The sequence below is a fragment of the Natronincola peptidivorans genome, from assembly GCF_900111615.1.
GTDB lineage: Bacteria > Bacillota > Clostridia > Peptostreptococcales > Natronincolaceae > Natronincola_A > Natronincola_A peptidivorans.
On the sequence record NZ_FOHU01000011.1, the window covers coordinates 1 to 24,128 of the forward strand.

Sequence of the window (24,128 nt, forward strand, 5' to 3'; positions counted from 1 at the left end):
CTTTATAAACAAAGGCAAATGATCGTAGAACATCCCTTTGGAACGATAAAGAGGGGGTTAGGTATGACGTATTTTCTGACAAAAGGTATGCAGTCAGTAAAAGCGGAGATTTCTTTTGCTTTTTTAGCCTATAATATAAAACGCGCAATAAATATACTAGGAGTAAAGGAAATAATAAGGAGACTAACGGGTAAAACAGCCTCTAGTAGCCTCCAATTTTATAGATTCCCAATGTTGATTGAAAATATTAGCTAATCTAGTATGAAAAAATTTAAAATGTTTATGGAATAATAACCCATTATTACGCGGTCTGACGTTTCGTTTGTCCGCTGCAAAAAGCATCTTTTTTGTGCTTTCAATTATTTTTTGTCTCCCCATCCCTGTGCCTAGAATCATCTAAGCTTATTTACTAGCTCTTCTAAGTTATACTCCTTGTCAAGAAACAAGATGGCTTTTGAAGATTTGTCTTTCATTTCAGCATGAAGAATATATTGAAAATCCAAATTGCTTTTTTCATTTTTTATCTCAATTCTATTGTTCTCTAGTTTTTTTGCCCGTATGATAAACTCCTCTATAGCTTCTCTTTTAATCTCTTTATATTTCTGCTTCAATACTATTATTTCGCTTGAAATATAGAAAAGTTTGTAACCATCTTCTATCTTTTCACCCATCAAAATCTTTTCCCACTTTAATTTCTCAGCTTTTTTTATACTAACATCATATAAATAGTTTATATGATAAAGTAAATCTTTATAGATTAAGGCTGTTTCAAAGTGAAATTCTGCAGCAGCTAATTTCATTTTTTTTTCAATTTCAGATATAAAACGTAGCATACACTCTTCTTTTGATAGAATCTCCATCAGGCATTGTTTATTTTCCTCAAATGCGTCCTTTTTCATTGCTTCTGGTAATATTTTATAGAAAAAACCATAGGAATCTCCATGTTTTAATATAGGATATATATTTTGAAAAAGCTTTTCTAAATTTGAAAGAATTTTCTTATTTCTATAGGGTCCAAAACAATTTGCATCTTCTCTATCACTAATAACTTTTACAGGTTTAATTTTATTATAATTCTCTACTTTTAAATATCTATAGTTTTGATCATTTTTAAATTGTACGTTGTATATGGGCTTTAACTTCTTGATAAGGGTGCATTCTAGTATCTGTGCTTCTAAGTGTGTATCAGTAACGATATAATCTATATCATGGATATGGAATAACATTCTTTCTATCTTTTCGGACTTGCCTTGTATGCTAAAATAAGATTTCACCCTTGATTTTAATGCCTTGCTTTTACCAATATACATAATATTTCCTTCGCGATCCTTCATTTGATATATACCTGGTTTTGCTGGCATTCTATTGATTTTTTGTATTAAAAACTTAGGAATTTCTGGCAATCTCATCACCTACTCATCTTGCTTTTATCTGTTTTAACCTCTTTACCAAAGACTTTTATATTTTATCAATAAAAATAATCCCCTCATTTTTAATATACACTGGCCTTCCATGACGCATACAGCCAAACATATAACAATTTCCCATTACTGGAGGACAGAAGTCTACCGATGGAGGATGACCCTCTCTAACCTTTTGGAATAAATCCTTATATTCTTCTATATCTTGGGTATAATCATCGACATGTTGCTGCTGCTCCTCCTGGGTATAATAGTCATCCTCTAGGATCTCCTCCATTAACTTTTGGGTATCCAAGATTACCTTTTTAAGCAATGCTTCAGCCTCCTGCAACTGCTCGCATTGGATTAGAGAATATTGATATTGACTAATCCATCTAGGGGAAATACCATAGGTCATCTTAGGACCCAATGCAGCATGAAACATTTCATTTGCCCTAGTGTAGCTGTGGGCTTCATAGTAGATTTCAGCTATTTCTAGAAATGCAATATCTAAATGGATTGGATTTTTCCCTGCCTCTAAATAGCCCTTTACAAATAGCTTTAATTTTCCTGCCACTTCTTCAGCCTCTTTTGTTTTTCCTAGCTGAGCCATGGAAACACCATAGCTCAAGACAGGATTAAGATATTCATCCCAAACACCATAGTTAAGGATTAGATCCAGAAAATTATCCTTGATCCTATCTTCAGATTTCCATGATTTTTGAAAATGAATTGCAGCTTCCCTGATTTTCCCTTGCTTATATAATGCCACCCCTAAATTATTTAATAGGGAAGGATTTTCTTCAAAGCTAAGAGCCTTTGTAAAAGCCTCCGCCGCCTTTTTGTAAAGCTCCAAATCTAAATAGGCTTCCCCTAGTAGACCATAGGGCAAACCAGAATTAGGTTCCATTTTAACAGCTCTTTCCAATAGTTCTACAGCCCTTTGATGGTCATCATACTCAATTTGATAGAAGTAAGCAAGGTTATTTAATGTCTGAACATTAGAATTGACAGCAACAGCCCTTTGGAACATCTCTAAAGCTAAGTCTGAATCATTCAATTCCAAGGCTATAATACCGCACCAATTGATTAGACTTATATCTTTTGGGTTTCTTTTTATCTTCTTCTTAAGCTTATAAACCAATCTCTTTCCTATTTTTCTATGAATCTGCCAATCATTAGGATGCTTTTTTACTCTTCTCTCAAATTTTTTTATATAGGTTTCTAGTTTCATGGAATCCCTACTCTCTTTTTCAAGCTAATCCTCAAATAACCTTCGAGCCTTCTCTAAATGATCTGGATAGTAGCTCCTCCCCATTTTATCTAAATTAGACCTATCGATCACTTTATTGATGCCTAATTCCTTTACTCGATGATCAATTATAAGAAGATCATCATAAAAATCATAACTATGAGAATTGATGCTGGTATGGGGATTTAAGCTGATGATGTTTTTATCTTTAAATTGAATAGTATAGTAATAATCATAGTCATTTCTTTTTCCCTTAGTACCCACCCGTACTTCTTCTATATCTTCCCAGCTATAGGTTTGCCCCATTGGGTTGAAAAAGCTATGTTTTACAATGGTATCTTGGTACAGGATGCTGTAGTCGGTGAAGCTATAATATCCCAGGAGTAAGGATGCAGCAAGGGTGAGGGAAAGCACCTTTCCTTTATGCTCACCAACAAAATGCCACAAAGCTGCATAAATACGAGTTTCAAATCGAAATTGTATATACACGATTTTTAGAAAAAAGCTAAGATCTTTGGGGTTAAAATCAGCCTCTTCAAACTGTATTTCTACTTTTTCTGAAGGGGTTATAAATTTGATGCCAAGAAACCCTATCACCAATAGAACAAAGGTTATAATCCCAAAAATAAGATTCCTGCCGGGAATAATATAGGCAATAAAATCACTTCTCTCAAAGAAGTGATGGATTCCTGCTATTATACCGTGTAATAAACCAAATCCCACTATTGATCCTACTATAAGCACTAAACCTCCCACTATAAAAACAATAATCGCTAGGGAGGATCCTAACATCCCTTTTATTACGCCTAATCCTATTAGCTTTTTCATTGATCAATTCTCCATTCTTTTCTCACTTTTATCCAAGTCACCTATGGAAGTCTTTTAAACCTTTAACCCTTCAAAAAAGACCCTGCAAACACTAGGAGATACAAAAATGCTTGCTCTAGAGAGTATAATCCTAATAGGATTGTTAAAGCAGTAGCTATTTTACTACCCTTAAAGGTTAATAATAGCATGATCAGGGAAATCCCTGTGCGGGCAGTAAAAATACTATAGGTTTTATAAAAAGGTAGGGGTTCAGGAAACAGAAAAGAAAAAATGATGATTTCACATATAAAGGGAATGAGAAAAAAGATAGTAAGCCCTCTATAGTTTTCATTTTTCCAAAACAATTTCATGTCTTTTATGATGTTTTCCATAGATACACTCCTTAATCTACTAACAGTTGATTCATAAAAATTTTGTACCTAGGCACAAGGTCAATCTTCATGACCCAATAGGGAGTAGTAATCATGATTCTTTTCTCTTCCTTCCTATCGGCTAGGATTTCTATGGCTACAATATTCTTTAAGTCTAATAGTCCTAGTAGTTCATTGGTATCACTACTAAAAGCCTCTAGCTTCAATTCACTGTAGGAGGGTGTCATGGTCACAATAAACTTTTCATGATTGCCATTGGTAAATTCGTATTTTGCCTGGTTGTAATAATAGGGTACATCTTCATCCAATAACTGTGGTTCCGCCTGAAAGAGTGATAGCCATTTTATTTCATCAGGTATTTTCAATTAATTCACTCCAATTTTTAATTTTACTCTAGGAAGATAACTGATATTCAGATACTTACATTTTTATATCAACCAACGTTGTTTTTAACATCCTCTCTTAATGTGAGCTACCAGCTTCCTCTAGCAAGCCTCTTCCTTTAAGTTTTTTAACAATGTAGTCTGCAGTTATCATATACATTGCCGTCATAGATACACCCTCAATGACCCCACGAATAGCTTCGTTTGGCTCCCAATTCAACATCCTCAAAAGTCCTTCAATCATAGGATTAAGCACCACAACAATAGGCCCTACAGAGACAATAAATGAAACAGCCCTTACTGCCATTTCTTTTTTTGTCATTTTCACTTCTACCTCTTCCTCTTTTGGCGGCACTTTTACATATTCTACCTCTTCTCCTGTTATTAAATCTGTCTTCCCTAAGGTCACGCTATACTGGAGATCCTCTCCTATAATCCGGCTGTAGATACAGCATTCGTGATTATAAATAGAAAAGAAATAATCAGCTCCTTCTTCTCCTTTGTTGATCTTCGTTGGCTTTACTAAATGTCCGTTGACATAGATTTTCATATGCCTAATTAATCCTATATTATACTCAAGGTCTATCCTATAGTTTCTTCTCTCAATGGTGATGTTCCAATTCCAATGTCTTTTCACGAATTTCCCTCACTTTGAAATAATTTCCTCATATTTACGCTAACTTCTCATTCTACTTATATAAACATTATAAGGGGTTGACATAATTATAAATAGTAACAATATTTTCAATTAAGTCCTCTTGGAAATAAGATTACGGTTCATAAAGATTAGATGAGACCTTTACAAAATTGAGTGTACCGAAAAACATCGATGCTCAAGATCTAGATTTCCGTTTATGCAGTTTGGATCCCCTATATAGAAACAAAATACAAAGTATCTTTAGTAATATAAAATAACTTAAACACAAGGATTATAACTCCTTGTGTTTATAATGTTTGTGCAAAAAATCATGGGGGACAGGTTCATCCATTCATAATATTTCTATCATACATCATCTCTAAAAAACTTAAGATTGGCTAATGGCTGCCCCCTTTCAAAGGTTCTGCTTCCATCAGAGTCAAGATTCCACCAAAGGTAACCGTCGGAGAATTCCAACACCTTCTGGTCTATGCTTTTGATATATCCCTGATGGATAGCCATTCCAATGAGGATTGAGGTAATGCTTTTGGTTACTGAAAAATGTGAATTGTATCTGTTTCTTTGTGTCCATCAAAATACTTCTCATATATGAGCTTTCCGTTTTTCTGTACTACAAGTCCTGCGGTATTGCTATATTCTATCTCAATTTCACGAATCAATTGTATGTTGATTATGCGATTGGTTTTATTATTTCTTTTGTGTTACTAGGCTTGTCTACTGCTGAAGTATTGAATTTTTTAGATAAGTATCAAAAATTATTAAAATATACTGTTAAAGTCGTAGGTGATATTTTAATAGTTCAGGATTAATGACTTAATAAAACAATTAGTCAAGACATCCCTTGCTCATCTTGACTAATATATTTATTTCTTAAGATCGAATGAGTATTTGTGCATAAAAACAAGTCTTAATAGAAAAAATAAAATGCAGACCGTTTTAGAGGAGGGGCTTAATGTCTACTAAAAGAAACAAATTAAAGGCAGCTGATGTTCTATGGACATTGTTTATAGCTTTTCTGGTGATAGGAGTGGTTTATCCTATTATTGGGCTAATTGCACTGATTTGCATGTTAGCACCGGTTGTAGTTGGTATTATTAAAGGAAAGCGTATTTGGTGTAGTAATTACTGCCCTCGAGGCAGCTTTTTAGGTAAATTGATGCAAAATATAAGCCAACGAGGAAAGCCTCCAAAGTTTTTAAACTCTACTCTCTTTAAGACCATTTTTGTTCTCTTTTTACTTAGTAACTTTGCAATTGGTATCATTAAAGCAGAAGGAAATTTAACACAAATTGGATTTGTATTCGTACGCTTAATTATCATTACAAGCATTGTAGGCATTTTATTGGGCGTTTTTTATCAACCAAGAACATGGTGTACAATTTGTCCTATGGGAACTCTTTCAAACGTAGCTATTAAGGGTCGCAAAAAGCTTACATCAATTGAGAAAAAAAATGACAATAACTCTATGCAACATAGAGGTCAGTGTGATCAATGCCCTCTTAAAGATACTAAACAGCCATAAAAGAATAGTAGGATGTATTAGTCTTTTAGGGCATATATTAATTGGACTTCTCTTTAATAGCTTATTATTCATTTTATTCTTTAGTTAATTTGCCTTATATCCTATTAAAACATTATCGCTATCAAGCCCTTGTCTCCATTTTTTCATAAAGTAATCCTTATTATAATCATGACATGAAAAGTATTCACAAAGGCTAGATATAAAACTCTATCGTCAATGCGCTTCTATTACAGCTTTTCTTGACCTTCCTTCTATATTTACTATTATCCCTCCAGATGATTCTCTTTAATCTCTCATCATTATCTAATCTGTCAACTCAACCCTATCACCTTTAAGGCGGATGATATGTTCCCACAAACAATAAAAAAAAGGGTTTCCCTACATTGCTACCTCTAGCAAAACAGCCAAGAGAAAACTCAATGTTGGGAAACCCTTAATTATGTCACTTTAAAGCACTATTATTTATCCACCCTTGATATCAAAGTAACACACTCCACATGTTTTGTGATGGAGTGTGGATATTGTTTTACTAAAATGCCTTTTCTTCTAACCACTCATATAACCTTTTCTCTCTGAAAAGTGTTTTCTCTTCATCTCCGTCATGTTTTCCTAATGTCAGTTTATCATGGATATTTCCATCCATTAGGAATATTACTGTGCCTGCCCTTGCTGCCACTTTCACATCATGGGTAACAATGATAACTGTTGTGCCTTCTGTGTTGACAGCATTAATGATATCCAATACCTCCCTTGAGGTACTGCTGTTTAGAGCTCCAGTCGGTTCATCTCCAAATAAAATATCTGGCTGATTGATCAGTGCCCGACATATGGCTGCACGTTGCAGCTGCCCCCCTGAAACTTTTTTAATATCATGCTCAGCTACACTGTCAATGCCTGTCTTTACCATAAGTGTATCGGCATTTTGATTTACCTGTTCTCTCGACAGCTTACCAAGCTTAAACCCAGGAAGTACAATGTTATCTCTGATAGATAAATTTTTTAGAAGATAGGAGTGTTGAAAAATAAATCCCATTTGTTTTAGTCTCACTTCACTTGTTTTTTCATCATCCAGTTTAGAAATATCTTTACCACAAAGCAATACATTGCCTGAAGTAGGTCTATCCATTCCACTGATACTATAAAGCAATGTGGATTTTCCAGAACCCGACTGCCCCATGATTGCTATGAACTCACCCTCTTCAACCTCAAAATTTATATTATTTAATACCTGTGTATCTTCAAAGCTTTTACATAAATTCTGTACCTTCAATATTGTTTTCATATTGCACCTCCTCAATTTACTATTCATTAATAATAGAAATAATATTATATCTTTTTATTGTTCTCAGAACAATCCATGTTGCTAACAGCATCAACGTCAGTAACAACAATGGAACCAGGATATATTGAACTAAAGGATCGACAATAAGTTCAACCTTCTTAACCCCAAGCCCTGAAATACTTAATACTAGGTTAACTATCTTTTCTCCTAAGACATCCGTTAAAATAATACCCGCCAAAATACCAGCTATAGAAATACAGCCTATTTTTATCAAGTACTGCTTTTTAATATCCAGTTCAGAAAATCCTATAGCCTTTAATACTGCAATTTCCGATAAATCCTTTGCCAAACGCAGTTTTAAAAATAAAACAGTGATAAGCATTACCAAACATGCTCCAATTATGACAATGAGAGAAACAATCGTTTTTAGCTGTTTTACGACACCTCCCAATGTCTGGTTGATAAACGCCTCCATTGGGTCTACTGTTACTCCAGGTCCAATGATTTCAGACCATTCATCTGCCTTTTTTTCCACTTCTATATTATCTTTAAGATTAACCGAAAATGAATATTTTTCACTGGTCAGTTCTGAAAAATCATATTTTGACTTTGCTGTGTATCCACCGCTGGTAACATCCTGATATATTCCAGAAATAACAAATTCCTTTTCTTTGTCATCATAGAAAAGTACTATTGTATCACCAGCATCTTTTCCTATTTCATTGGCATTAAGATAGGAAATGGCAATTTCATTTTCCTCATCAGGAGCCTTTCCACTGATATACTTTAGCTGATTTCCTGAGTTATCTCCACTGTCTATATGTAAATTCTTAAGTTCATCTTCAGCATCGGTGGTCTGAACACGTACCCTTCGATATTCATAATAGCTTTCAATTCCAGCATCACTTTCTAAAACCTGTATTACCCTCCCATAGTTGGTTTCAAGGTTTTCTCCATTTTCCACTTCAATTAGTATATCCTCCAGAGAACTTCCCATATATGTAATAAATTCAGGTACCTCAAAGGTATTCATCAGATTAACAGGAACCATAATCATTAGTACAGCAATTAACACAACTGCAAATACTATTATCCAATTTTTAAACTTATAGAAAACCTCCCTGATTGCCATCAGCCAGTTAACAGGAAGTTTCTTTGATTTATATAGTCCGTCCTTTATATGGCCGTTATCTTTATCAAATCCCTTCCCTCTAACCAATGCATCAACAACAGTAACCTTTTTAATTTTCTTTAATACCTTTTTACAATAATAGTTTATAAGAAGAAAAACAAAGCATCCAACAACTAGTGATAATATTACTACTGCAGGGGACATCCTGATATTTCCAAATGTAGTCCTGATATGATTTGTAAATATACTACTAGTTGACAATGCTAAAATATATCCTATTATTACACCTACCATCGCTAATATCCTGTACTTATTTAGATAAATATCCCTGATATCGGCAAATGGAAGTCCAATAGCCTTCATTGTACCTATTTCTGTGAATTCTTCTTCCAAAGCAGCCATGATTGTAAACTTAACACAGATAAAAGAAACAATGATTAAAAGTATGCTTACTAGAAGTAAAACAAATACAGTTGTGATATCCGTTATTGCACTTAATAAAAAAATCATTGCATAGGTTACTGCCTGCCCATTTTGAGGAAGTCCTGCATTCTCATAGGCTGTTTGAAAATCCGAAGCCTCTTTTGAATTGGTAAAATAGGCTTCTATCAGATATTCCTTTTCTCCAACCTGACCTTTAAGCATGTCAAAATCTTCATGGCTTAACAGTATTCTTGTAGAAGAGACCATTGGAGAATTCATTTGGGAATCCAAAATAAATTCCTTAATTACAAATTTCTTTTGGACATCGTTATGGGTCAAAATAACATGATCTCCGATTTCCATACCATACATTTCCTTTAAAAGTACGGGAATCCCAATTTCCCCTTCATCAATGATAACTTTTTCATGTTTAGAATTTAGGAGTAAATCCTTAGTTTCATTCTGCTTTACCAGACCAATGCCAAGACGGCAGTCAAAAAGATTGTATGTATCCTTATTACCAACAACAGTAAGAGACTCACCATGGACATTAATCATTGTAATGGTCTGCCAGTAGGTTATACCTTCATAGTCTGACATGAAGGCATCTATTTTCTCCTGATTAATTTCTCCCTTATGCATCTGAAGAAAATGAGGTGGCTGAGCTTTCTCATATAATTCAGAAATCGATGTAAAGGTTTGTACCCCCATTATCACAGACGAGACAGCAAGACCTGCTGAGAACATCATAAACAAAAGTAATGCCAGATTAATCACTTTATTTCTCTTAAAATCATTTTTAACAATTAACCAATTCATCTCCAATACCCCATATCTCTTTAATTTTTTTGGAGCTAAAACCAAAACGAAGTGCAAAAGAAAATATTAGGATTCCATAAATAATAAGCATTAGACCAAGTTCTGCATAAATAACTTCATAAAGGAGTCCTCAGGAACCTCTAGCATCTTCTCAAGAATCGAAATCAATGCTGCTATAACCTTCATCTGGGAATCAGCATCTAATTCAAAAATACCTTCATCGGTTAGAGTTAATGCTGCTGCTAGAAAAATCTGCATATACTGTAACGGATAGCTGCAACTCCACACTTTCTTTTCAATTCCTTCTTCAATGACCTTTACCAAAATAGGAGCCATAGCTGTAACTATCTGATTCAAGGTTTTTTGATGTAATAATGCATTTTCAGTTTTATGCAAATCATTAAGGGTATCACTGTTAACCTTCTCCTCCATCCTCATAGCCTTAAAGACATGCATAAGTTTTTCTTCTGGACTAATATTATCTATTTTAAGGATTTTTTCTGCCCTGCTAACTACAATTTCTTTATACCTCGATACAATGGCATCCACAACTTCTTCTTTAGATTTGAAATAATAATAAAAAGTCCCTTTTGCAATGCCAACCTCTTTAAGTATGTCATTAATAGTACACTTCTCATACCCTTTCCCATGAAATAGCTTTTCAGCAGCATTAAGAATTTCATTTCTCCTTTCATTATACTCTTTAGTAGTTCTCATAATTTCACTCCATTTCTTTGTAGACTGACCGTCGGTCTATGTTTAGTATATATTACCTTTTTTAGTATAGCAACGATTTTTTATATCAGATAAAATAAAGAAGCTTCAGAGTTTAAATCAATCAGTTTTTTATAGAAGTACATCCTTCATAAATAAAGCTCCCCAAACATTGATCTGAGGAAGCTTATAATATATTATAAACTAACTAAAACCCTTAAAAAGCTTGAAATCAGACTATTTCTTTAGAACTATAATAATCTTTTGCTTTTTCACACCCTCCACATCATTTTTTCCTAATATAAATTATAATAGCCCTTATATATATCTGGTGTGTTGCTTAAACTTACTCTTTTATAATTTAATGCTGTCGTCCACTATTGTAATCACAACCAATTAATAACTACATATTATAAAGCAAAAATAAATGTTTTAAGGAGTGTTTCATATGCAAAAATGGATTTACCAACCCAGTAATTCTTTGTTGATGCTTGGAGACTTCAATGCTAGCTATTATGCTTTTCCGTATGAAGTGGATCCCGATATAGAGATTGTTATCAAAGGAAAATTTCCATATGCAAGATATATGTCTTATACTTTGTCTGGGCAACTGGACAATGTAATAACAACAGCTCCTGATAGAATGTTAATTCCAGACCCTGGCAATATTAATCCTTTTTTACCTGGTGCTGATTGGAATGCAGACGATCGTAATTACACTATTAAAATAAGCTTTACACCTCCTCCACAGGGTTCGGAACATTTCATGCCAGAGGCAGGAAATAACACGTTTTATGCGGGAACTTTAAAAGATGGTACGCCAAATAGATTCGGCCTCTTTGGACTCCGAATTTACGTTCCCAGTATTGGTTATGATAAAACAGGTGGTGTTGGGCTTCCGAAAATCACTTATTGTACTGCAAAAAAGGCCTCCAGAGACACAAGCATATCTGTAACTGTTGAAAAACCCCCTCAGTTTGTAAACCTACTAAACCCAGCAAGTGTTTTTACTAGAGAAGTTGCTCACCAGTGTTGTAATGATATGGTTGATGTAACTTGCCATTTAACATGGAGTCGTATAGGTGTCATAGCCACTCGAATTCTACAACCTGATCTAAATACAGTCTATATACTTTCTAATCAAATTAAAAGAGACCCAGGTAAGTTGTTATTTATTCGCTGGAAAGCTCCCACATTTCCTGACACCTATCATAATATCGGAATACTAGGGAATGAGGACATGAGGTACTGGAGTATGTCTTTTGTAACACAGGTGGGCTTATTGGGGCTTTACACCCTTGGTGATTTTCAGGCCATTATCGATAAAAAGGGTTATGTCAATCTTGTTATAAGTTTTGGAGCGCCACGTCCACCTCATGTTACTACAGAAAATGGGTTTGCTTGGATTGATGCCAGCCAACTGCCTTTAGTTCCTCTTACCCTTTTTTATAGAAACAATCAGGTGTCACCGATATTTCCTTATACAGCAAAGAATGTACCCGAAGGCCAAATTGTTCCACCAGAAATTATGAGGGAATACTATCCCTGTGGAAAATATGTTACACCTCTCTATTTTAAGTCATGTTGTCATGACAGCGATAAAAATGACAAGAATAAATGGGATTGTTAGTATTTGGTCAGCAACAGGGAATAAAATGTATTAGTACTCAGTTCAAAACTCCCTTTTACCTTATCCCTAAGGGGAGTTTATATATAAGAAAAGAGTAGATAAATTACCCTGTGCATCTACTTAGGCATGTTGTAATAAATATTGATGATAGCTCCACCATAAGGTCATATATCCTTCTTATTTTTGAATTTCTATACTAATATTATCTATTCTATTATTTTCTGTTCCATTTGATCTGAAGATTTTTGAACAGTCTGGAGGTTGTTAACTTTTTCAGTGGCCTCTATTCCTGCCTTCTCCTTTAAATCCTCTGTTTTTTATAAACTTATGATTTAATTATTTCAGCATACTCTCCAATTTGATAAGTACTGACATTAACTCCCCTCGTGTTAATGATTTTTGAGGTGACATCGTAGTTGAACTTGTGCCACTTAAAAGCCTTCTACTTACGCAATAGTCTATTGCTTCTTTATAAGATGAGCTTTGTATATCTGTAAAATGCCGAACTTCTCGAGTGGCTTCTAGTCTGCCTTTTGTGATTTCATAAAGGATTTGGGCTAAAAGTTCTCTTGTGATAGGTGCATCTCCTAGCTGACTGATTGTCATTAGGGTTTCTTCACTTAGTTTTGATTTAATAGAAGCCATATGATTAAAGGCCCAGTGATTTTTGTCATTTATATATAGTTCTACTGTACTTCTTGGAAGCTTTGGTTCTGTTATGTTGTTTAGGAGTAATACCTTATCTAAAAAAACAAAGGTATCTGCTACTTGCAAAGGATTGTTTGGTGCAAAGCTGCCGTCTGGCATACCTGTCACTAGCCCCAGTGATGCAGCCTCAATTATGCTTCCATATGCCCAATGATCTGACTTCACATCTGTAAAGCTTGGATTGTGGATTGGCTTTAAGAAAACTGTTCTGCTCATCATAGAGTCATCTATTCCTAACTTTTGAAGAAGTTGTGGGTTGTCAAGTATCTCTTGCAGCTGTTTATCTGTAAACTTATTATTAGTAAAAACTTTAAGTTGCTCTAGTGTCAAATCTGTACTAAAAAATGTATATGGCATATATTCTTTAAACAGATTGATGATAGCTACTTTATCATCTTTACTTAGCCTATTAATCACTTGCTCTGCATTGAGACTCAAAGTGCTGGTTCCACCTTCTGAACTACTCCGACCACTTGAACTACTTCCACCACCTGAACTATTCTGTTTCCATTTAGCTGTAAGTGTTACCTCTACTGGTACGCTTGCGTAGTCTGTTTGGTAATCCCCATTAAGCTGTTCAGTAAAAATTTTAAGTTTCCAACCATCTTCAAAATCTCGAGGAATAGTAACCTCTGCTGTACCACTTCCATCTTCACTATTTGCTAATGACTTGATAGTACCGTAGTATTTTAGTACACCCCTATTATCTGTTATCATAGCCGAAAGGTATTGATTCGTACCAGTTATTGCTCCTTGATAGTTAATTTCTATTTCAGTATCTTCTCTTTGTATGTATTTGCTGGTTGTAGCTGCACTAACTAAACCTTGATTACTATCTATAAGTGTTAACTTTTTCTCATTATTTGTATGAACTACACGATTTAACATGCTATTTGGTGTTCCTGTTTTTACCCCATTTCCAGATGCATCAGATGTAAAGAGCACATCCGCCAGGTTGAGTTTGAAAGCAGGACGAATACCCAATTTATCGCCTACATAGTTGCCATGGTAATCGATACTACCACTAGATCTGACAGACAACGCTGAGTCATTCTGCTCGCCGGGCGTCCTCAGCCACCAGGTTTTTTTATACATTTCAGTATTTGGAGTCCCTAGAAATCCTTCAGCTTCTAGTGCAGCTCTATCACTTTCATTCATGCCAAAAGTGCCACCATCCTTCACTTCATCTAAAGATGGCAAAACTATTTTCTGATTAGGTGTAAAGGTACCAGGACTATTGTATCCACTTTCTTCCGTATTACTATAGACTAATATTTTGGCTTGTTCAACACTACTAAAAGCTGTAGTTAAAAAGCCCCCACTTGCAAATGAATATTGTCTGTTAAGATACTTACAAATCTCTGCATTTGACCAGTTTCTATTGTCTGAAATTTCGTATCTTATATATTCCAAGATATACTCGCTCATCAAGGTAGCTTTATCATCCTCTACTACCATTACCCGCCACTTTATAGGGTCAGTCCCCTTATTCTTACCAAAATAAATGAATTGACTTGTAGTATTTCTGCCATATACAGATTCTACAACCCCAAGTGGTATGTGTCTTTCAGCTGCTAATACTGGCACACTGGTGGGGAGTAAACTCATCAGCATGGTGAGTAAACTTATCAGCATGGTATGTATCAGCAATAAGCTTATTCTCTTTTTCATTCCTTCTCATCCTCCTTATATTGATTTAAATATTTCCAATCCTTCTTAAAAGCTGCTTCGCTAAAAATGTTCTTTTAGAAATGGTAGGTGTGTCCATGTCTTATATATTACAGTCAGCTTGCAAACCTTTGTATTTCTTGTTTTAAATAAGGTGTCTTTTTATACTCTGATCATATTTTACTATATAACCAAAATAATATCTATGTATTTACTGCATTTTTTGTATATTTTTACATTTTTAGATAATTGAGGACATTTCATAATTCCAATCCCTCAATCGTGGATAACTCATCTGATTTTAATAATTAAAAAGGTCAAAAGACTAATTTTTATATTTGTTATGCGGGGTCAGGCTTGTTTGTTATGCGGGGTCAGGCTTGAATTATTTACTTATAGCGGCATTTTTTTCTTTCGTATGTCGCCTCCGCTTTTTCAAATTTTTCAAATAATACCGCCAGTTCATCCGACACCTCTATAAATGCATCCCTCGTATAGTATGGATAATAATCTTATAGATTTAAAAATTTTATAATTTGTCAGTCCTTTTGATTTTGGATAAATTGGTAAAATCGAAAGAACAGAGGTGGAGAGCGACAGTGAAGCTCTATAAACGCAAAAATGCCCGACTGAAATAAATTCAATCGGGCATACGAATAAATAAATCTTACTATATGATATGTGTATTTATAATAAGGACCGAAATATCCTGACGATGGGTATAGGCTTTTTAAAATTGATGGTAGTTTGTCAAATTATGTCGATGAAAAATTAACACAGCAGTACCTCCTTGATATCGCCGTATCCTTATAAAAGGGCAAATTTAATAACACCCTCCGCAAACCAATTGAAAAATCAAACGGCGGATTTGATTCTAATTGCAAAACCGCCGTTTGATGTCAAAACGTAATTTGCCGACAAGCATATGGTCTATGTCCCCGTTCTGTTTATGACAAAGGCGGATCAGTTTTCATTGCTAGATGGCAAAGTTTGCATGAGGGCAAAGAAATGTTTAGGCTCACCGGTACTAAAATATTCATACCAAGATTCCAGTGTGTTTGATTGAAAAACACCTAAATGCTCAATAATTTGTTTCGCCCACAACAAAGCTCCGGTGGAACTTGCAGTAATAAGATTGTTATCCACGACAGATGGCTTGTCTATATAAAAACTTTGCCCTTTATAACCAGGAGAAACCATTTCAAGAAATCCCGGTCCATTACTGGTATGCGGACGCTTATCTAATAGCCCAAAGTTGGCAAGTGCAGCGGTAGCCCCACAGATTGCACACACCGTAGCGCCTAAAGAGAGAAATTCGCTTGCTTTTTCGATGATAGCGCGATGCTTTGGGTCGTTCCATGTATCTGCGCCCGGTAATAGCAACATGCTTGTTTCACTCACAACAATATCATCAATTAAGCAATTGGGCACTATTGTCATCCCGCCCATTGTATTGATTGGCTCTTTAGAATAACTAACCGTTTTGAGCGATACACGTTGCTCGCCCTTTTTGAAAAATCGACCAGAATTCAGCTCCGAAATAACATACCCCAGTTCCCAGTCGGCTAAAGTATCAAGAACGTAAACATAGATTGTAAACATAAATTTCCTCCATTTTCATTGTGTTTCTAATTCGCCGCCTCTATAATAGTATGGACACAAACTCCCGCTTGGGGATTTTTTCAACATGGATATTCCTCCTCTTGATTTTTTAATAATACACCAGTGAATTTTCAATGTATTTAGATTCTCGTCCCTGCAAGCGGCTTGACGATCTCCCTTGAAAACTGTCTTATGTAAAAAGCACCAACAAACAAACAATATAATTTTATTGCAATTTCAATGATTTCATTCAATGTAAACATACATATCATGCCTGTATTGATACCAAATATCAGACCGTTTAACGCCAAGAAAATCATACTTGAAGCAGACAACAAACCGCATATCGCCGCCATAGTCCTAGTCGGCCTTCTTCATCGACTGAGTTCAGTAATATTTCTGTGCTTCAAAGATGTGATTAGGTAACAAGTCATTTAAACTAATGATTTTACTGCCTTTACTTTCATAATAACTTAGCATTTCGTCAATTTTCCTTTTATCATAACTGGTAACGCAATCTGATAGGACATTAACGCCATAATTTGCTTTGCGTAAGTTGTAACAGGTTGATTTAACACAAGCAACAGCATCTGCTCCTGCTATGTAGAAATCACATATTTCATTTTTACTAATAAAGTCTGTAAATTCTTCACTGCTTAATGCGTTTCCTTTGTATTTTGTAAAAACATTTTTTGATACTATTTTCAAGTCTGAAGTTAATTCAGACCCATATGTATTGGGTTTAAGAGTCCTCGTGCCGGCTGATAAATTTTCATGCCTTATATAAATAACATGAATATTATTATTGACTGCCCAATCAATAGCTTTATTGATATTGCCAATAACATCCTTGTAATTCTTTGTTATGTCATTTTGAATATCTATTATTACTAAGGCTTTTTTCTGCATAGTGTCTCCTCCTTCCTCCTGAAAGGTAGATTGATTTGTTTGCTTTTTTATTGTACCATGTAATTGTTGACAACAGTATGGCCATAATCTATAATGATAAAAAGAAATTTTGAAAAATTGAAAGGCGGCTGTCAGATGAAAATTGACAGGCTTGTTAGCATTATTATGATACTCCTTGAAAAAGAGCGGATAGGCGCACAGGAGTTAGCAGATATGTTTGAAGTTTCACCCCGCACAATCTACCGTGACATAGACACTATCAACATGGCGGGTATTCCTGTTTGTTCTGCACCGGGAGTTGGCGGTGGCTTTGAAATCATGCAGAAATACAAGATTGATAAAAAAGTTTTTTCGACTGCAGACCTTTCCGCTATCCTGATGGGGCTTTCCAATCTTTCTACTATGATACGAGGGGATGAACTGGTAAACGCCCTTGCAAAAGTTAAGAGCTTTATCCCCGCCGACAGAGCAAAAGACATTGAATTAAAAGCAAATCAGATTTACATAGATTTAAGTCCGTGGATAGGCAACAGAAATATTCAAGCATATTTAGAAATCATTAAAACATCTTTACTTGAAAGCAAATTGCTTTCTTTTGAATATGCAGACCGCTATGGAAACAAAACTGCACGAACAGCCGAGCCTTATCAGCTTGTATTGAAAAATAGCCATTGGTATTGGCAAGGGTATTGCCTTAAAAGAAATGATTTTCGCTTATTCAAAATATCTCGCACATCAAACCTACAAATACAAGAGGAATTTTTTACGCCACGAGATTATCAAAAACCGCAGTTAGATTTTGCTGATATTTTGGCAACTATGCAAACAAAAATCAAAATTCGTATTCATAAATCTGTCATGGACAGGGTACTTGATTTTTGCGCTTATGAACACTTTTCGCCTGACGGCAATGAGCATTACATTGTTAGTTTTCCTTTCATAGAGAACGAATACTACTACAATATTCTTTTCAGTTTTGGGGATAAATGCGAGTGTTTAGAACCGTTACATATCCGCACAGAAATGAAGCGTAGAATACATGATATAGCTACCATATACGAAAATTAGAACAAGGAGTCTATTCTCATATTCACAATACTTTATGGTCGCTATATTGTGCTATTTCGTTGTTTCTGCTAACCGGCAAGCAGGGCAAGGTGGTACACACCTTGCGATTTTGCTCAAAATTCCCTTACGGGATTGTTGGCAAATCTGCTTGTTGGGGAGTATCTCCAATCCCCACTGAACACACAATAAATTGTGTGGCTGCGCCTCCTGCGGAGGCTAGAAAAAGAACAGGGTAGCTTATCGCTGATCCTGTTCTTTTTCCTTTTCTTTTCTGGTCGTGTCACTCCCCAGAAGTTTATCGACATTCGCCTTTGCATTGAGGATTTCCCGCATTTCTTTTTTAGCAGTGCTATACCTGATATAGTCTTTTTTCTTCTCGGAAAGCAACTCGGCATATTCAGCTTGCAAGGCTTTTACTGTAGGAAGCTTTTTCATATGCAATTCATCAAATGCCGCCTTTGCCGCCTTGTGCAAAAGCAAGTCGGCAGTATGCTTATCGTAGAATTTTATGGAGTATCCTGCCTTACGATACTCGGTTTAAACATCACGGGTTTTTGCGTAATTGATGATGTGGATCTTAAGGACTGTAATTTCACCCATGCACCTTCGGGGTCAGGCTTGAATTATTTATTGCTTTCTTGCCCTATAATCACTCTATTTCATCATACTATTCATAAAGGAATATTTCATGCCTGACCCTTTAAACAGCTTGTTTTTTATATCAAATCGGATTTTTGAAGAAGTTTTCTAATCATTACGGCGGTTTCTGCTCTTGTTACATTCTTCTTAGGCTCAAGGAGTTGCCAGATATTTTGTGCTGGTATGATATTACCTTCTATACATATAGCAGTGCTTCCTTTTGCCCAGTTTGCGGTTCCACTAAAATCAACATACTCTGCTCCTGTTTTATCTATGTCTTCTACTTCAATTTCTAAATCCGTAGTTTCCATTGCATTTACTATCATTGTCATCGCTTGTTCTCTTGTGATTTTATCCATGGGTCCGAATTTATTATCTCCGTATCCGGATATTATTCCATAGCTGTATGCTGTCTTGATGTAGCCATAATACCAAGCATCGGAATTAACATCGGTAAATGAGTTGTTTCCTTCACCGGGCTTTAACCCTAAAGCTCTAGTTATCATTGTCGCAAATTCGGCTCGGGTTATATCACGGTTAGGTTCAAATATTTCTTCACTTATTCCGCTTATTATCATTCTTGAGGCCATATCATGGATATCTTCCTTTGCCCAATGAGTTTCTATGTCTTTAAATTCTATGGGATAATATATTACAGCATAGATGCTGTTGGTGAGGCTGTTGATTCTGGCGTAATGTTTACCCTCTATAGCAACAATCTTTGTAGGTACATGTCTTGCGGTGCCATCAGAATCTACAATTATACCTGTTGTAATTTTACTTGGGTCAACACCCTCAGGAATAGCTATCATTCTTTCCACATAGCTGTTGAATAAGAACCGGATGTTGTCGTTGAATATACATTAAATCCTTTTGCTCCTTCTACTCCATTCCACTCTAAATGCACACTAGAATCTCCAGCTATTGGTGGTTTTATAGTAGGTGCGCCTAATGGGTCGTGAGTACCAGGATTATCTATCATCTTACGAGCACCATTTACTGTGATATTATCTAAGTAAATTACATCTGCATCTTTAGTACCAATAAAAAGAATAATACTAATCATTTTACTGTCATCAGCATCTTCTGCAATAGCATTAAAATTAGGAGCATCGTCTGTATTAATTGTTAGCAATGCTTTATATGTACCGTCAGATTGTTGTGTAAAATCACTCTCCCGGACTATAACTGCTCTACGAGGATTCGCCCACATACTGGCTGGGCTTTGAGGAACGGCTGCAATAGACACAGTAGCAGGTGCAGCTGCTATTACATCCATGGTTAAGGTTTCTGCTCCTAATATGTCCTGAGTTTTCTTCCATCCATCAGCCGAAATCCGAAGGTTTGCCCAATAGTTTCCTTCTGAGATATCATTACTGGCAGATAAACCTTCTATTTTAAGAGAATTATTATCATTGGATAGAGTAACATTTTTTACAGGACTATCGGCATTTACGTCAAATCCTTGGGTTGTCCCATCATCAAAATCCCAAATTACTTCACTAAAGTTTTCTTTTGTACCGTCATCTGTTTCAGCTCCTGCAACCATAAATGGAAAAAAACTAAGCAGCATGGTAATGATAATAAGAAAAGGCAAGGCTCGTTTCTTACACATAACATAGACCTCCTAACAGATTTTAATTGGGTAATCATCAGAGATAGTTCCTAGCTGTTGTCAATTCTTAGAATAATTGTTTAAACTTCAAAACGCAACCAAAAAGAACTGTCCCTACTGATTATATTATATCAGAGGATTCTAACAGGATTCTGACAAAAAAGTGTCAAAAGCACTTCTTCTAACACCTAACGAAGTACTCTTGACACTTTTATACTTACCCGGTGGCAAGCATATGTGCGAAAAAATTTTTAAATTATCATACAACAATCTTTAGTTTATATCAAGTATCTATGAATTATTTATAGTAGTATTTTAATAAGAATAATCATATTTCATTTCTTTAGAATCCTATAGTTTTTTTTTATTAATAACAGCAAATAATTATCGCTCTACTTCCTTAAATATTTTGCATACTTCCATACTTTTTCGCAAAATAACTTTATTCTGCGAAATTTTTTCCCCCTTCTAAAGCAAATTTCTCCAAACACCGTCTAGGGGAACATGTATCACTACTCTATTTTTGCTTAAAAATTTTAGAAGCCTTTGATACCAGCCTATTGCCTCTCTACCAACACAACTGCCTCAACATGGGTGCATGTGATAACATATATTTTAAAAACGGTCGTTACTTATGATAAGTTCAGCGTATCACGTAAACTGCAGTTTTTATAAGTTAAGTCAACTACTGGTATTATCCAGATAATTGCGTCAATGACAGTGTGCCTTTCCCCTTTAACTAATGCTCAATTTTTCAATAGCCTCTTTTACATTTGACAAGAAAAATATATCTTTCCCTTTGTTACACTCATATATGAAATCTTCCAAGCTGTTACTTGAATACATAGAAAAATCTCCGACTATTGCAATTTTTATCTTGTAATTAATAAATTTTTGTAAAATTTCCCCAGCCAGCAGTGTTCTTAAGCGGAAAAAGTCCTCACATATTGCTGATTTATTCAAAATTATACGATTACAGTCTGCTTCAAAGTTAACTGTTGCCATTAGATCTAATGCAGACTGAACATCATTTATTAGTATCTCGTTACTACTTACAAAGGCGATTTCTACATTATTCTCTTTTATCGTAGTTACTTTCATAATCGTCCTCCAATCAATGAGTAATCTTTGTTACACTATGTAAAGCGAATATGTTTTGAATGAGTCCTTCACCATTTTTGTTTCATTAGACTTCATACTCCATTAAAAGACTTTGCAAGGCGGAATCCAAGGTCGTCGATGCCAAACGTTGGGTGACTACGTCGGCGATTAGTCGCCAGACAGCCCCTTGCAGGATCACACCAACCTCCACCACGAAAAACTCGATAGGAACCGTATACTTGCTCATCATATACATCCCAACACCACTCCCAAACATTTCCTAACATATCATATAGACCCCATGCATTTGGTTCTTTTTGTCCTACTTCATGGGTTTTGCCAGCTGAGTTTTCTTTGTACCAGGCAATTTTATCAATTTCTCCGTATCTAACTTCTGTGGTTCCTGCTCTACAGGCATACTCCCACTCTGCTTCAGAAGGAAGACGATAGCCGTTGGATTCCCAATTACAGATGACATTTTGGCCATTACTACTTATAGAATAACATTCCCTTAATCCGTCTTTCTGAGAAAGTAGGTTGCAAAAAGAAATTGCTTCATTCCATGAAACATTTTCAGCGGGATTTCGATCCCCTTTAAAAGAGAAAGGGACTTCTTGGGTAATGGAAGCATATAAATCCTGGGTTACAGGATATTTAGCAAGAAGAAACGGTTTTATTTCGACCTTCCATTTATGCTTTATTCTATCGTCATTCAATACTATCTCTCCACTTGGAATTTTCACCATCATTTCATTCACATAGCTCTTTATTTCACTAGACACTTCACTAACCTCCTAATCTATGCTGGAAATTACAGTCATATTCATTCCCTCTAAAAAGACTCTTAATACAACCTCAATAATCAGTTCTTTGTTTATGATTCCAGCTCTCTTTGGATCTATTTCTCTACAAGCATTGAAATTGTGCTTAACATATTTTCTATAAATTTTATACTCCCCCAAAGAATCACTCTTGATCTTTTATCCTTCTCATCATATTTTATATGAATTGTAGATTTTCCGATTTCTGGGTCTTTACAATTCGCTATAGCTATAAGTGTATTTGATATTTTTATATATTCATCCTTTTCAGTTTCTTTGACGTCCACCACAGCTGATACATTTATCCGCTCTGATATAGTGTCTGCTTTTTCTCCTACAGTAGAGTAATCAATATTTGACTCCTCATTTATCTCTTCATTGCTCATTCTAATATTTTTCTTTTCCATAAAGGCACTTAAGTCATGTCCTGAAATTCGCCACTGCTTTCCAACTTTACTTGCTCCAAGCTTACCTTCGGTTATAAATTTTCTTATAGTTTTATGATGCATTCCTAACAGTTCTGAGATTTGATCTATTGTATAAAATTTATCTTTCATTATTTTTTCTTCCTTTCTTAATTTCTCTATGACCAAATTATAATAGACTTTTTATCACTCGTCAATTACTTTATGGTGTTTTATTTAACTTTATTGTGTTTTATTTGTATTTATTGTATTCTATTGCTTCTTTTCCATTATAAAAAAACAATCCCATGCAAGTAATCTTCGTGGGATTGTTTGCTAATATGCTTATATTATTCTCTTATTTACTCTATATTTTAATAAAAACCACACACCCTACATGTATTTTGATAGAGAGATGATAATATTTCCCCCTGGGAGAGTTCTGTCATTGAGCCTCAAATTTATTTATATACATAAAAACTTTTTCATCTGCTACAAGTGGGAACTTTGCCGTGAAGCAACTCTATTGTATATTATTTTGCTAGATAAATATGCCCCTACTATGCCTAAAATATAAATAATACTGGATAATATAGTAATATGTACCCAATTCCCTAACAACTTATACATAGCATTTCCTGTAAAGTGGTAGGATACAAAAAAAGTCAATAAAATAGATATCATAGGATAAAGTCCAACAGATGCCATTATCTTCCATGAATGTTTGTAATCACGAAACAAAAGTAGCGTTATTAAATCAGTAGTTATTCCAGTCAAAAAAATAGCAATTCCCATAAATAATGTTACAGGGGTCATTAAAATAGCAAAAACTGTACTTACAGTTGTTATTACACCTATTTTTTGTACCTTTTGAACGGGTATAAATAGCATAAATCCTAAAAATGGTGCTAAAATAATAAATTTATGCCCTGGGATCGGTAAGAAACTCCCCATGAAGTAAAATACATAACCTATTACCACAGTCAATGCTCCTACTATTCCTATCATTGTCATATCTTTCACTGTATATCTCATTTAGAGCCTCCATTGATACTTTATATAATAAGTCAAGACAATATGTGTCAAATGCTTTCTGTTCCCTCAAAATTAAGAGAGCGGATTCCTTTCAACTTGTAGAAGAATTCCTAATATAAAATTACCACATTCTTATATCTCATA

Annotated in this window: 24 protein-coding genes; 4 read left to right on the top strand and 20 right to left on the bottom strand. The window is 35.0% G+C overall.

Features of this window, described 5'->3' with window-relative positions:
• Positions 1–255, top strand: a 255-nt coding sequence (locus BMX10_RS11740) for a transposase (RefSeq protein ID WP_170834801.1), incomplete at its 5' end; no start/stop codon positions are given.
• Positions 256–392: 137 nt separating this feature from the next.
• On the opposite strand, the gene BMX10_RS11745 is transcribed toward BMX10_RS11740, so the two are convergent.
• The 6 genes from BMX10_RS11745 to BMX10_RS11770 form a co-directional block, all read right to left on the bottom strand.
• Positions 393–1,409 (bottom strand): GIY-YIG nuclease family protein, encoded by a 1,017-nt coding sequence (locus BMX10_RS11745; protein ID WP_090444272.1) that lies wholly within the window; start codon positions 1,407–1,409, stop codon positions 393–395.
• A gap of 49 nt (positions 1,410–1,458) precedes the next feature.
• Positions 1,459–2,634, bottom strand: a complete 1,176-nt coding sequence (locus BMX10_RS11750) for a tetratricopeptide repeat protein (RefSeq protein WP_090444275.1) — start codon at positions 2,632–2,634, stop codon at positions 1,459–1,461.
• A 24-nt stretch (positions 2,635–2,658) separates the two neighbouring features.
• The gene (locus tag BMX10_RS11755; protein ID WP_090444278.1) at positions 2,659–3,480 is read right to left on the bottom strand and encodes a hypothetical protein; all 822 of its coding nucleotides are present in this window, start codon (positions 3,478–3,480) and stop codon (positions 2,659–2,661) included.
• A 62-nt stretch (positions 3,481–3,542) separates the two neighbouring features.
• Entirely contained in the window at positions 3,543–3,851 is a 309-nt protein-coding gene (locus BMX10_RS11760; RefSeq protein WP_090444281.1) for a hypothetical protein, read from the bottom strand.
• 11 nt (positions 3,852–3,862) lie between these two features.
• Positions 3,863–4,216, bottom strand: a complete 354-nt coding sequence (locus BMX10_RS11765; RefSeq protein WP_090444284.1) for a hypothetical protein — start codon at positions 4,214–4,216, stop codon at positions 3,863–3,865.
• 97 nt (positions 4,217–4,313) lie between these two features.
• Positions 4,314–4,871, bottom strand: coding sequence for a hypothetical protein (locus BMX10_RS11770; protein WP_090444288.1), 558 nt, complete (start codon positions 4,869–4,871; stop codon positions 4,314–4,316).
• 973 nt (positions 4,872–5,844) lie between these two features.
• On the opposite strand from BMX10_RS11770, the gene BMX10_RS11775 reads away from it, so the two are divergent.
• On the top strand, positions 5,845–6,414 hold the full coding sequence (locus tag BMX10_RS11775; RefSeq protein WP_090444291.1) for a 4Fe-4S binding protein: 570 nt from the start codon (positions 5,845–5,847) through the stop codon (positions 6,412–6,414).
• 529 nt (positions 6,415–6,943) lie between these two features.
• On the opposite strand, the gene BMX10_RS11780 is transcribed toward BMX10_RS11775, so the two are convergent.
• The 3 genes from BMX10_RS11780 to BMX10_RS11790 all read right to left on the bottom strand — a co-directional run bounded on the left by BMX10_RS11780 (position 6,944) and on the right by BMX10_RS11790 (position 10,787).
• Positions 6,944–7,696 (bottom strand): ABC transporter ATP-binding protein, encoded by a 753-nt coding sequence (locus BMX10_RS11780; protein WP_090444294.1) that lies wholly within the window; start codon positions 7,694–7,696, stop codon positions 6,944–6,946.
• A gap of 19 nt (positions 7,697–7,715) precedes the next feature.
• A complete protein-coding gene (locus BMX10_RS11785) occupies positions 7,716–10,070 on the bottom strand; it encodes an ABC transporter permease (RefSeq protein WP_090444297.1) in 2,355 nt (784 codons plus the stop codon).
• Positions 10,071–10,160: 90 nt separating this feature from the next.
• Positions 10,161–10,787 carry a TetR/AcrR family transcriptional regulator gene (locus BMX10_RS11790; RefSeq protein WP_090444299.1) on the bottom strand — a complete coding sequence of 209 codons (627 nt, stop codon included), beginning with the start codon at positions 10,785–10,787 and terminating at the stop codon, positions 10,161–10,163.
• A 445-nt stretch (positions 10,788–11,232) separates the two neighbouring features.
• On the opposite strand from BMX10_RS11790, the gene BMX10_RS11795 reads away from it, so the two are divergent.
• Positions 11,233–12,414: a hypothetical protein gene (locus tag BMX10_RS11795; RefSeq protein ID WP_090444302.1), complete on the top strand. Its 1,182-nt coding sequence runs from the start codon at positions 11,233–11,235 to the stop codon at positions 12,412–12,414.
• A gap of 336 nt (positions 12,415–12,750) precedes the next feature.
• On the opposite strand, the gene BMX10_RS11800 is transcribed toward BMX10_RS11795, so the two are convergent.
• The 4 genes from BMX10_RS11800 to BMX10_RS11815 all read right to left on the bottom strand — a co-directional run bounded on the left by BMX10_RS11800 (position 12,751) and on the right by BMX10_RS11815 (position 17,301).
• The gene (locus BMX10_RS11800) at positions 12,751–14,793 is read right to left on the bottom strand and encodes an S-layer homology domain-containing protein (RefSeq protein WP_090444305.1); all 2,043 of its coding nucleotides are present in this window, start codon (positions 14,791–14,793) and stop codon (positions 12,751–12,753) included.
• Positions 14,794–15,753: 960 nt separating this feature from the next.
• Entirely contained in the window at positions 15,754–16,392 is a 639-nt protein-coding gene (locus tag BMX10_RS11805; protein WP_090444308.1) for a type 1 glutamine amidotransferase family protein, read from the bottom strand.
• A gap of 140 nt (positions 16,393–16,532) precedes the next feature.
• The gene (locus BMX10_RS11810) at positions 16,533–16,748 is read right to left on the bottom strand and encodes a hypothetical protein (RefSeq protein ID WP_090444311.1); all 216 of its coding nucleotides are present in this window, start codon (positions 16,746–16,748) and stop codon (positions 16,533–16,535) included.
• Between the two features lie 31 nt (positions 16,749–16,779).
• Positions 16,780–17,301, bottom strand: coding sequence for a cysteine hydrolase family protein (locus tag BMX10_RS11815; protein WP_090444314.1), 522 nt, complete (start codon positions 17,299–17,301; stop codon positions 16,780–16,782).
• Positions 17,302–17,436: 135 nt separating this feature from the next.
• Here BMX10_RS11815 and BMX10_RS11820 point away from each other — a divergent pair, with 135 nt between their 5' ends.
• Entirely contained in the window at positions 17,437–18,369 is a 933-nt protein-coding gene (locus tag BMX10_RS11820; protein WP_090444316.1) for a helix-turn-helix transcriptional regulator, read from the top strand.
• 237 nt (positions 18,370–18,606) lie between these two features.
• Here the strand turns inward: BMX10_RS11820 and BMX10_RS18185 are convergent, their stop codons facing one another.
• The 7 genes from BMX10_RS18185 to BMX10_RS11855 all read right to left on the bottom strand — a co-directional run bounded on the left by BMX10_RS18185 (position 18,607) and on the right by BMX10_RS11855 (position 23,972).
• The gene (locus tag BMX10_RS18185) at positions 18,607–18,843 is read right to left on the bottom strand and encodes a hypothetical protein (protein WP_208976143.1); all 237 of its coding nucleotides are present in this window, start codon (positions 18,841–18,843) and stop codon (positions 18,607–18,609) included.
• A gap of 242 nt (positions 18,844–19,085) precedes the next feature.
• The gene (locus tag BMX10_RS11830; protein ID WP_090444320.1) at positions 19,086–19,820 is read right to left on the bottom strand and encodes an S-layer homology domain-containing protein; all 735 of its coding nucleotides are present in this window, start codon (positions 19,818–19,820) and stop codon (positions 19,086–19,088) included.
• Positions 19,817–20,623, bottom strand: a complete 807-nt coding sequence (locus BMX10_RS11835) for a carbohydrate-binding domain-containing protein (protein ID WP_090444323.1) — start codon at positions 20,621–20,623, stop codon at positions 19,817–19,819. The genes BMX10_RS11830 and BMX10_RS11835 overlap by 4 nt, the downstream gene beginning before the upstream one ends.
• A gap of 735 nt (positions 20,624–21,358) precedes the next feature.
• Entirely contained in the window at positions 21,359–21,724 is a 366-nt protein-coding gene (locus BMX10_RS11840; RefSeq protein WP_090444326.1) for a DUF4180 domain-containing protein, read from the bottom strand.
• A gap of 92 nt (positions 21,725–21,816) precedes the next feature.
• Positions 21,817–22,506: a formylglycine-generating enzyme family protein gene (locus tag BMX10_RS11845; RefSeq protein WP_090444329.1), complete on the bottom strand. Its 690-nt coding sequence runs from the start codon at positions 22,504–22,506 to the stop codon at positions 21,817–21,819.
• Between the two features lie 116 nt (positions 22,507–22,622).
• Entirely contained in the window at positions 22,623–23,102 is a 480-nt protein-coding gene (locus BMX10_RS11850; protein ID WP_090444332.1) for a helix-turn-helix domain-containing protein, read from the bottom strand.
• A gap of 339 nt (positions 23,103–23,441) precedes the next feature.
• Positions 23,442–23,972 (bottom strand): hypothetical protein, encoded by a 531-nt coding sequence (locus tag BMX10_RS11855; protein WP_170834802.1) that lies wholly within the window; start codon positions 23,970–23,972, stop codon positions 23,442–23,444.
• Positions 23,973–24,128 lie beyond the last annotated feature (156 nt).

Coding starts and splice junctions, on each gene's coding strand:
- BMX10_RS11745 (WP_090444272.1), bottom strand. CDS start 1,409: ATGAGATTGCCAGAAATTCCTAAGTTTTTAATACAAAAAATCAATAGA.
- BMX10_RS11750 (WP_090444275.1), bottom strand. CDS start 2,634: ATGAAACTAGAAACCTATATAAAAAAATTTGAGAGAAGAGTAAAAAAG.
- BMX10_RS11755 (WP_090444278.1), bottom strand. CDS start 3,480: ATGAAAAAGCTAATAGGATTAGGCGTAATAAAAGGGATGTTAGGATCC.
- BMX10_RS11760 (WP_090444281.1), bottom strand. CDS start 3,851: ATGGAAAACATCATAAAAGACATGAAATTGTTTTGGAAAAATGAAAAC.
- BMX10_RS11775 (WP_090444291.1), top strand. CDS start 5,845: ATGTCTACTAAAAGAAACAAATTAAAGGCAGCTGATGTTCTATGGACA.
- BMX10_RS11780 (WP_090444294.1), bottom strand. CDS start 7,696: ATGAAAACAATATTGAAGGTACAGAATTTATGTAAAAGCTTTGAAGAT.
- BMX10_RS11785 (WP_090444297.1), bottom strand. CDS start 10,070: ATGAATTGGTTAATTGTTAAAAATGATTTTAAGAGAAATAAAGTGATT.
- BMX10_RS11790 (WP_090444299.1), bottom strand. CDS start 10,787: ATGAGAACTACTAAAGAGTATAATGAAAGGAGAAATGAAATTCTTAAT.
- BMX10_RS11795 (WP_090444302.1), top strand. CDS start 11,233: ATGCAAAAATGGATTTACCAACCCAGTAATTCTTTGTTGATGCTTGGA.
- BMX10_RS11800 (WP_090444305.1), bottom strand. CDS start 14,793: ATGAAAAAGAGAATAAGCTTATTGCTGATACATACCATGCTGATAAGT.
- BMX10_RS11805 (WP_090444308.1), bottom strand. CDS start 16,392: ATGTTTACAATCTATGTTTACGTTCTTGATACTTTAGCCGACTGGGAA.
- BMX10_RS11810 (WP_090444311.1), bottom strand. CDS start 16,748: ATGGCGGCGATATGCGGTTTGTTGTCTGCTTCAAGTATGATTTTCTTG.
- BMX10_RS11815 (WP_090444314.1), bottom strand. CDS start 17,301: ATGCAGAAAAAAGCCTTAGTAATAATAGATATTCAAAATGACATAACA.
- BMX10_RS11820 (WP_090444316.1), top strand. CDS start 17,437: ATGAAAATTGACAGGCTTGTTAGCATTATTATGATACTCCTTGAAAAA.
- BMX10_RS11830 (WP_090444320.1), bottom strand. CDS start 19,820: ATGATAGCTATTCCTGAGGGTGTTGACCCAAGTAAAATTACAACAGGT.
- BMX10_RS11835 (WP_090444323.1), bottom strand. CDS start 20,623: ATGTGTAAGAAACGAGCCTTGCCTTTTCTTATTATCATTACCATGCTG.
- BMX10_RS11840 (WP_090444326.1), bottom strand. CDS start 21,724: ATGAAAGTAACTACGATAAAAGAGAATAATGTAGAAATCGCCTTTGTA.
- BMX10_RS11850 (WP_090444332.1), bottom strand. CDS start 23,102: ATGAAAGATAAATTTTATACAATAGATCAAATCTCAGAACTGTTAGGA.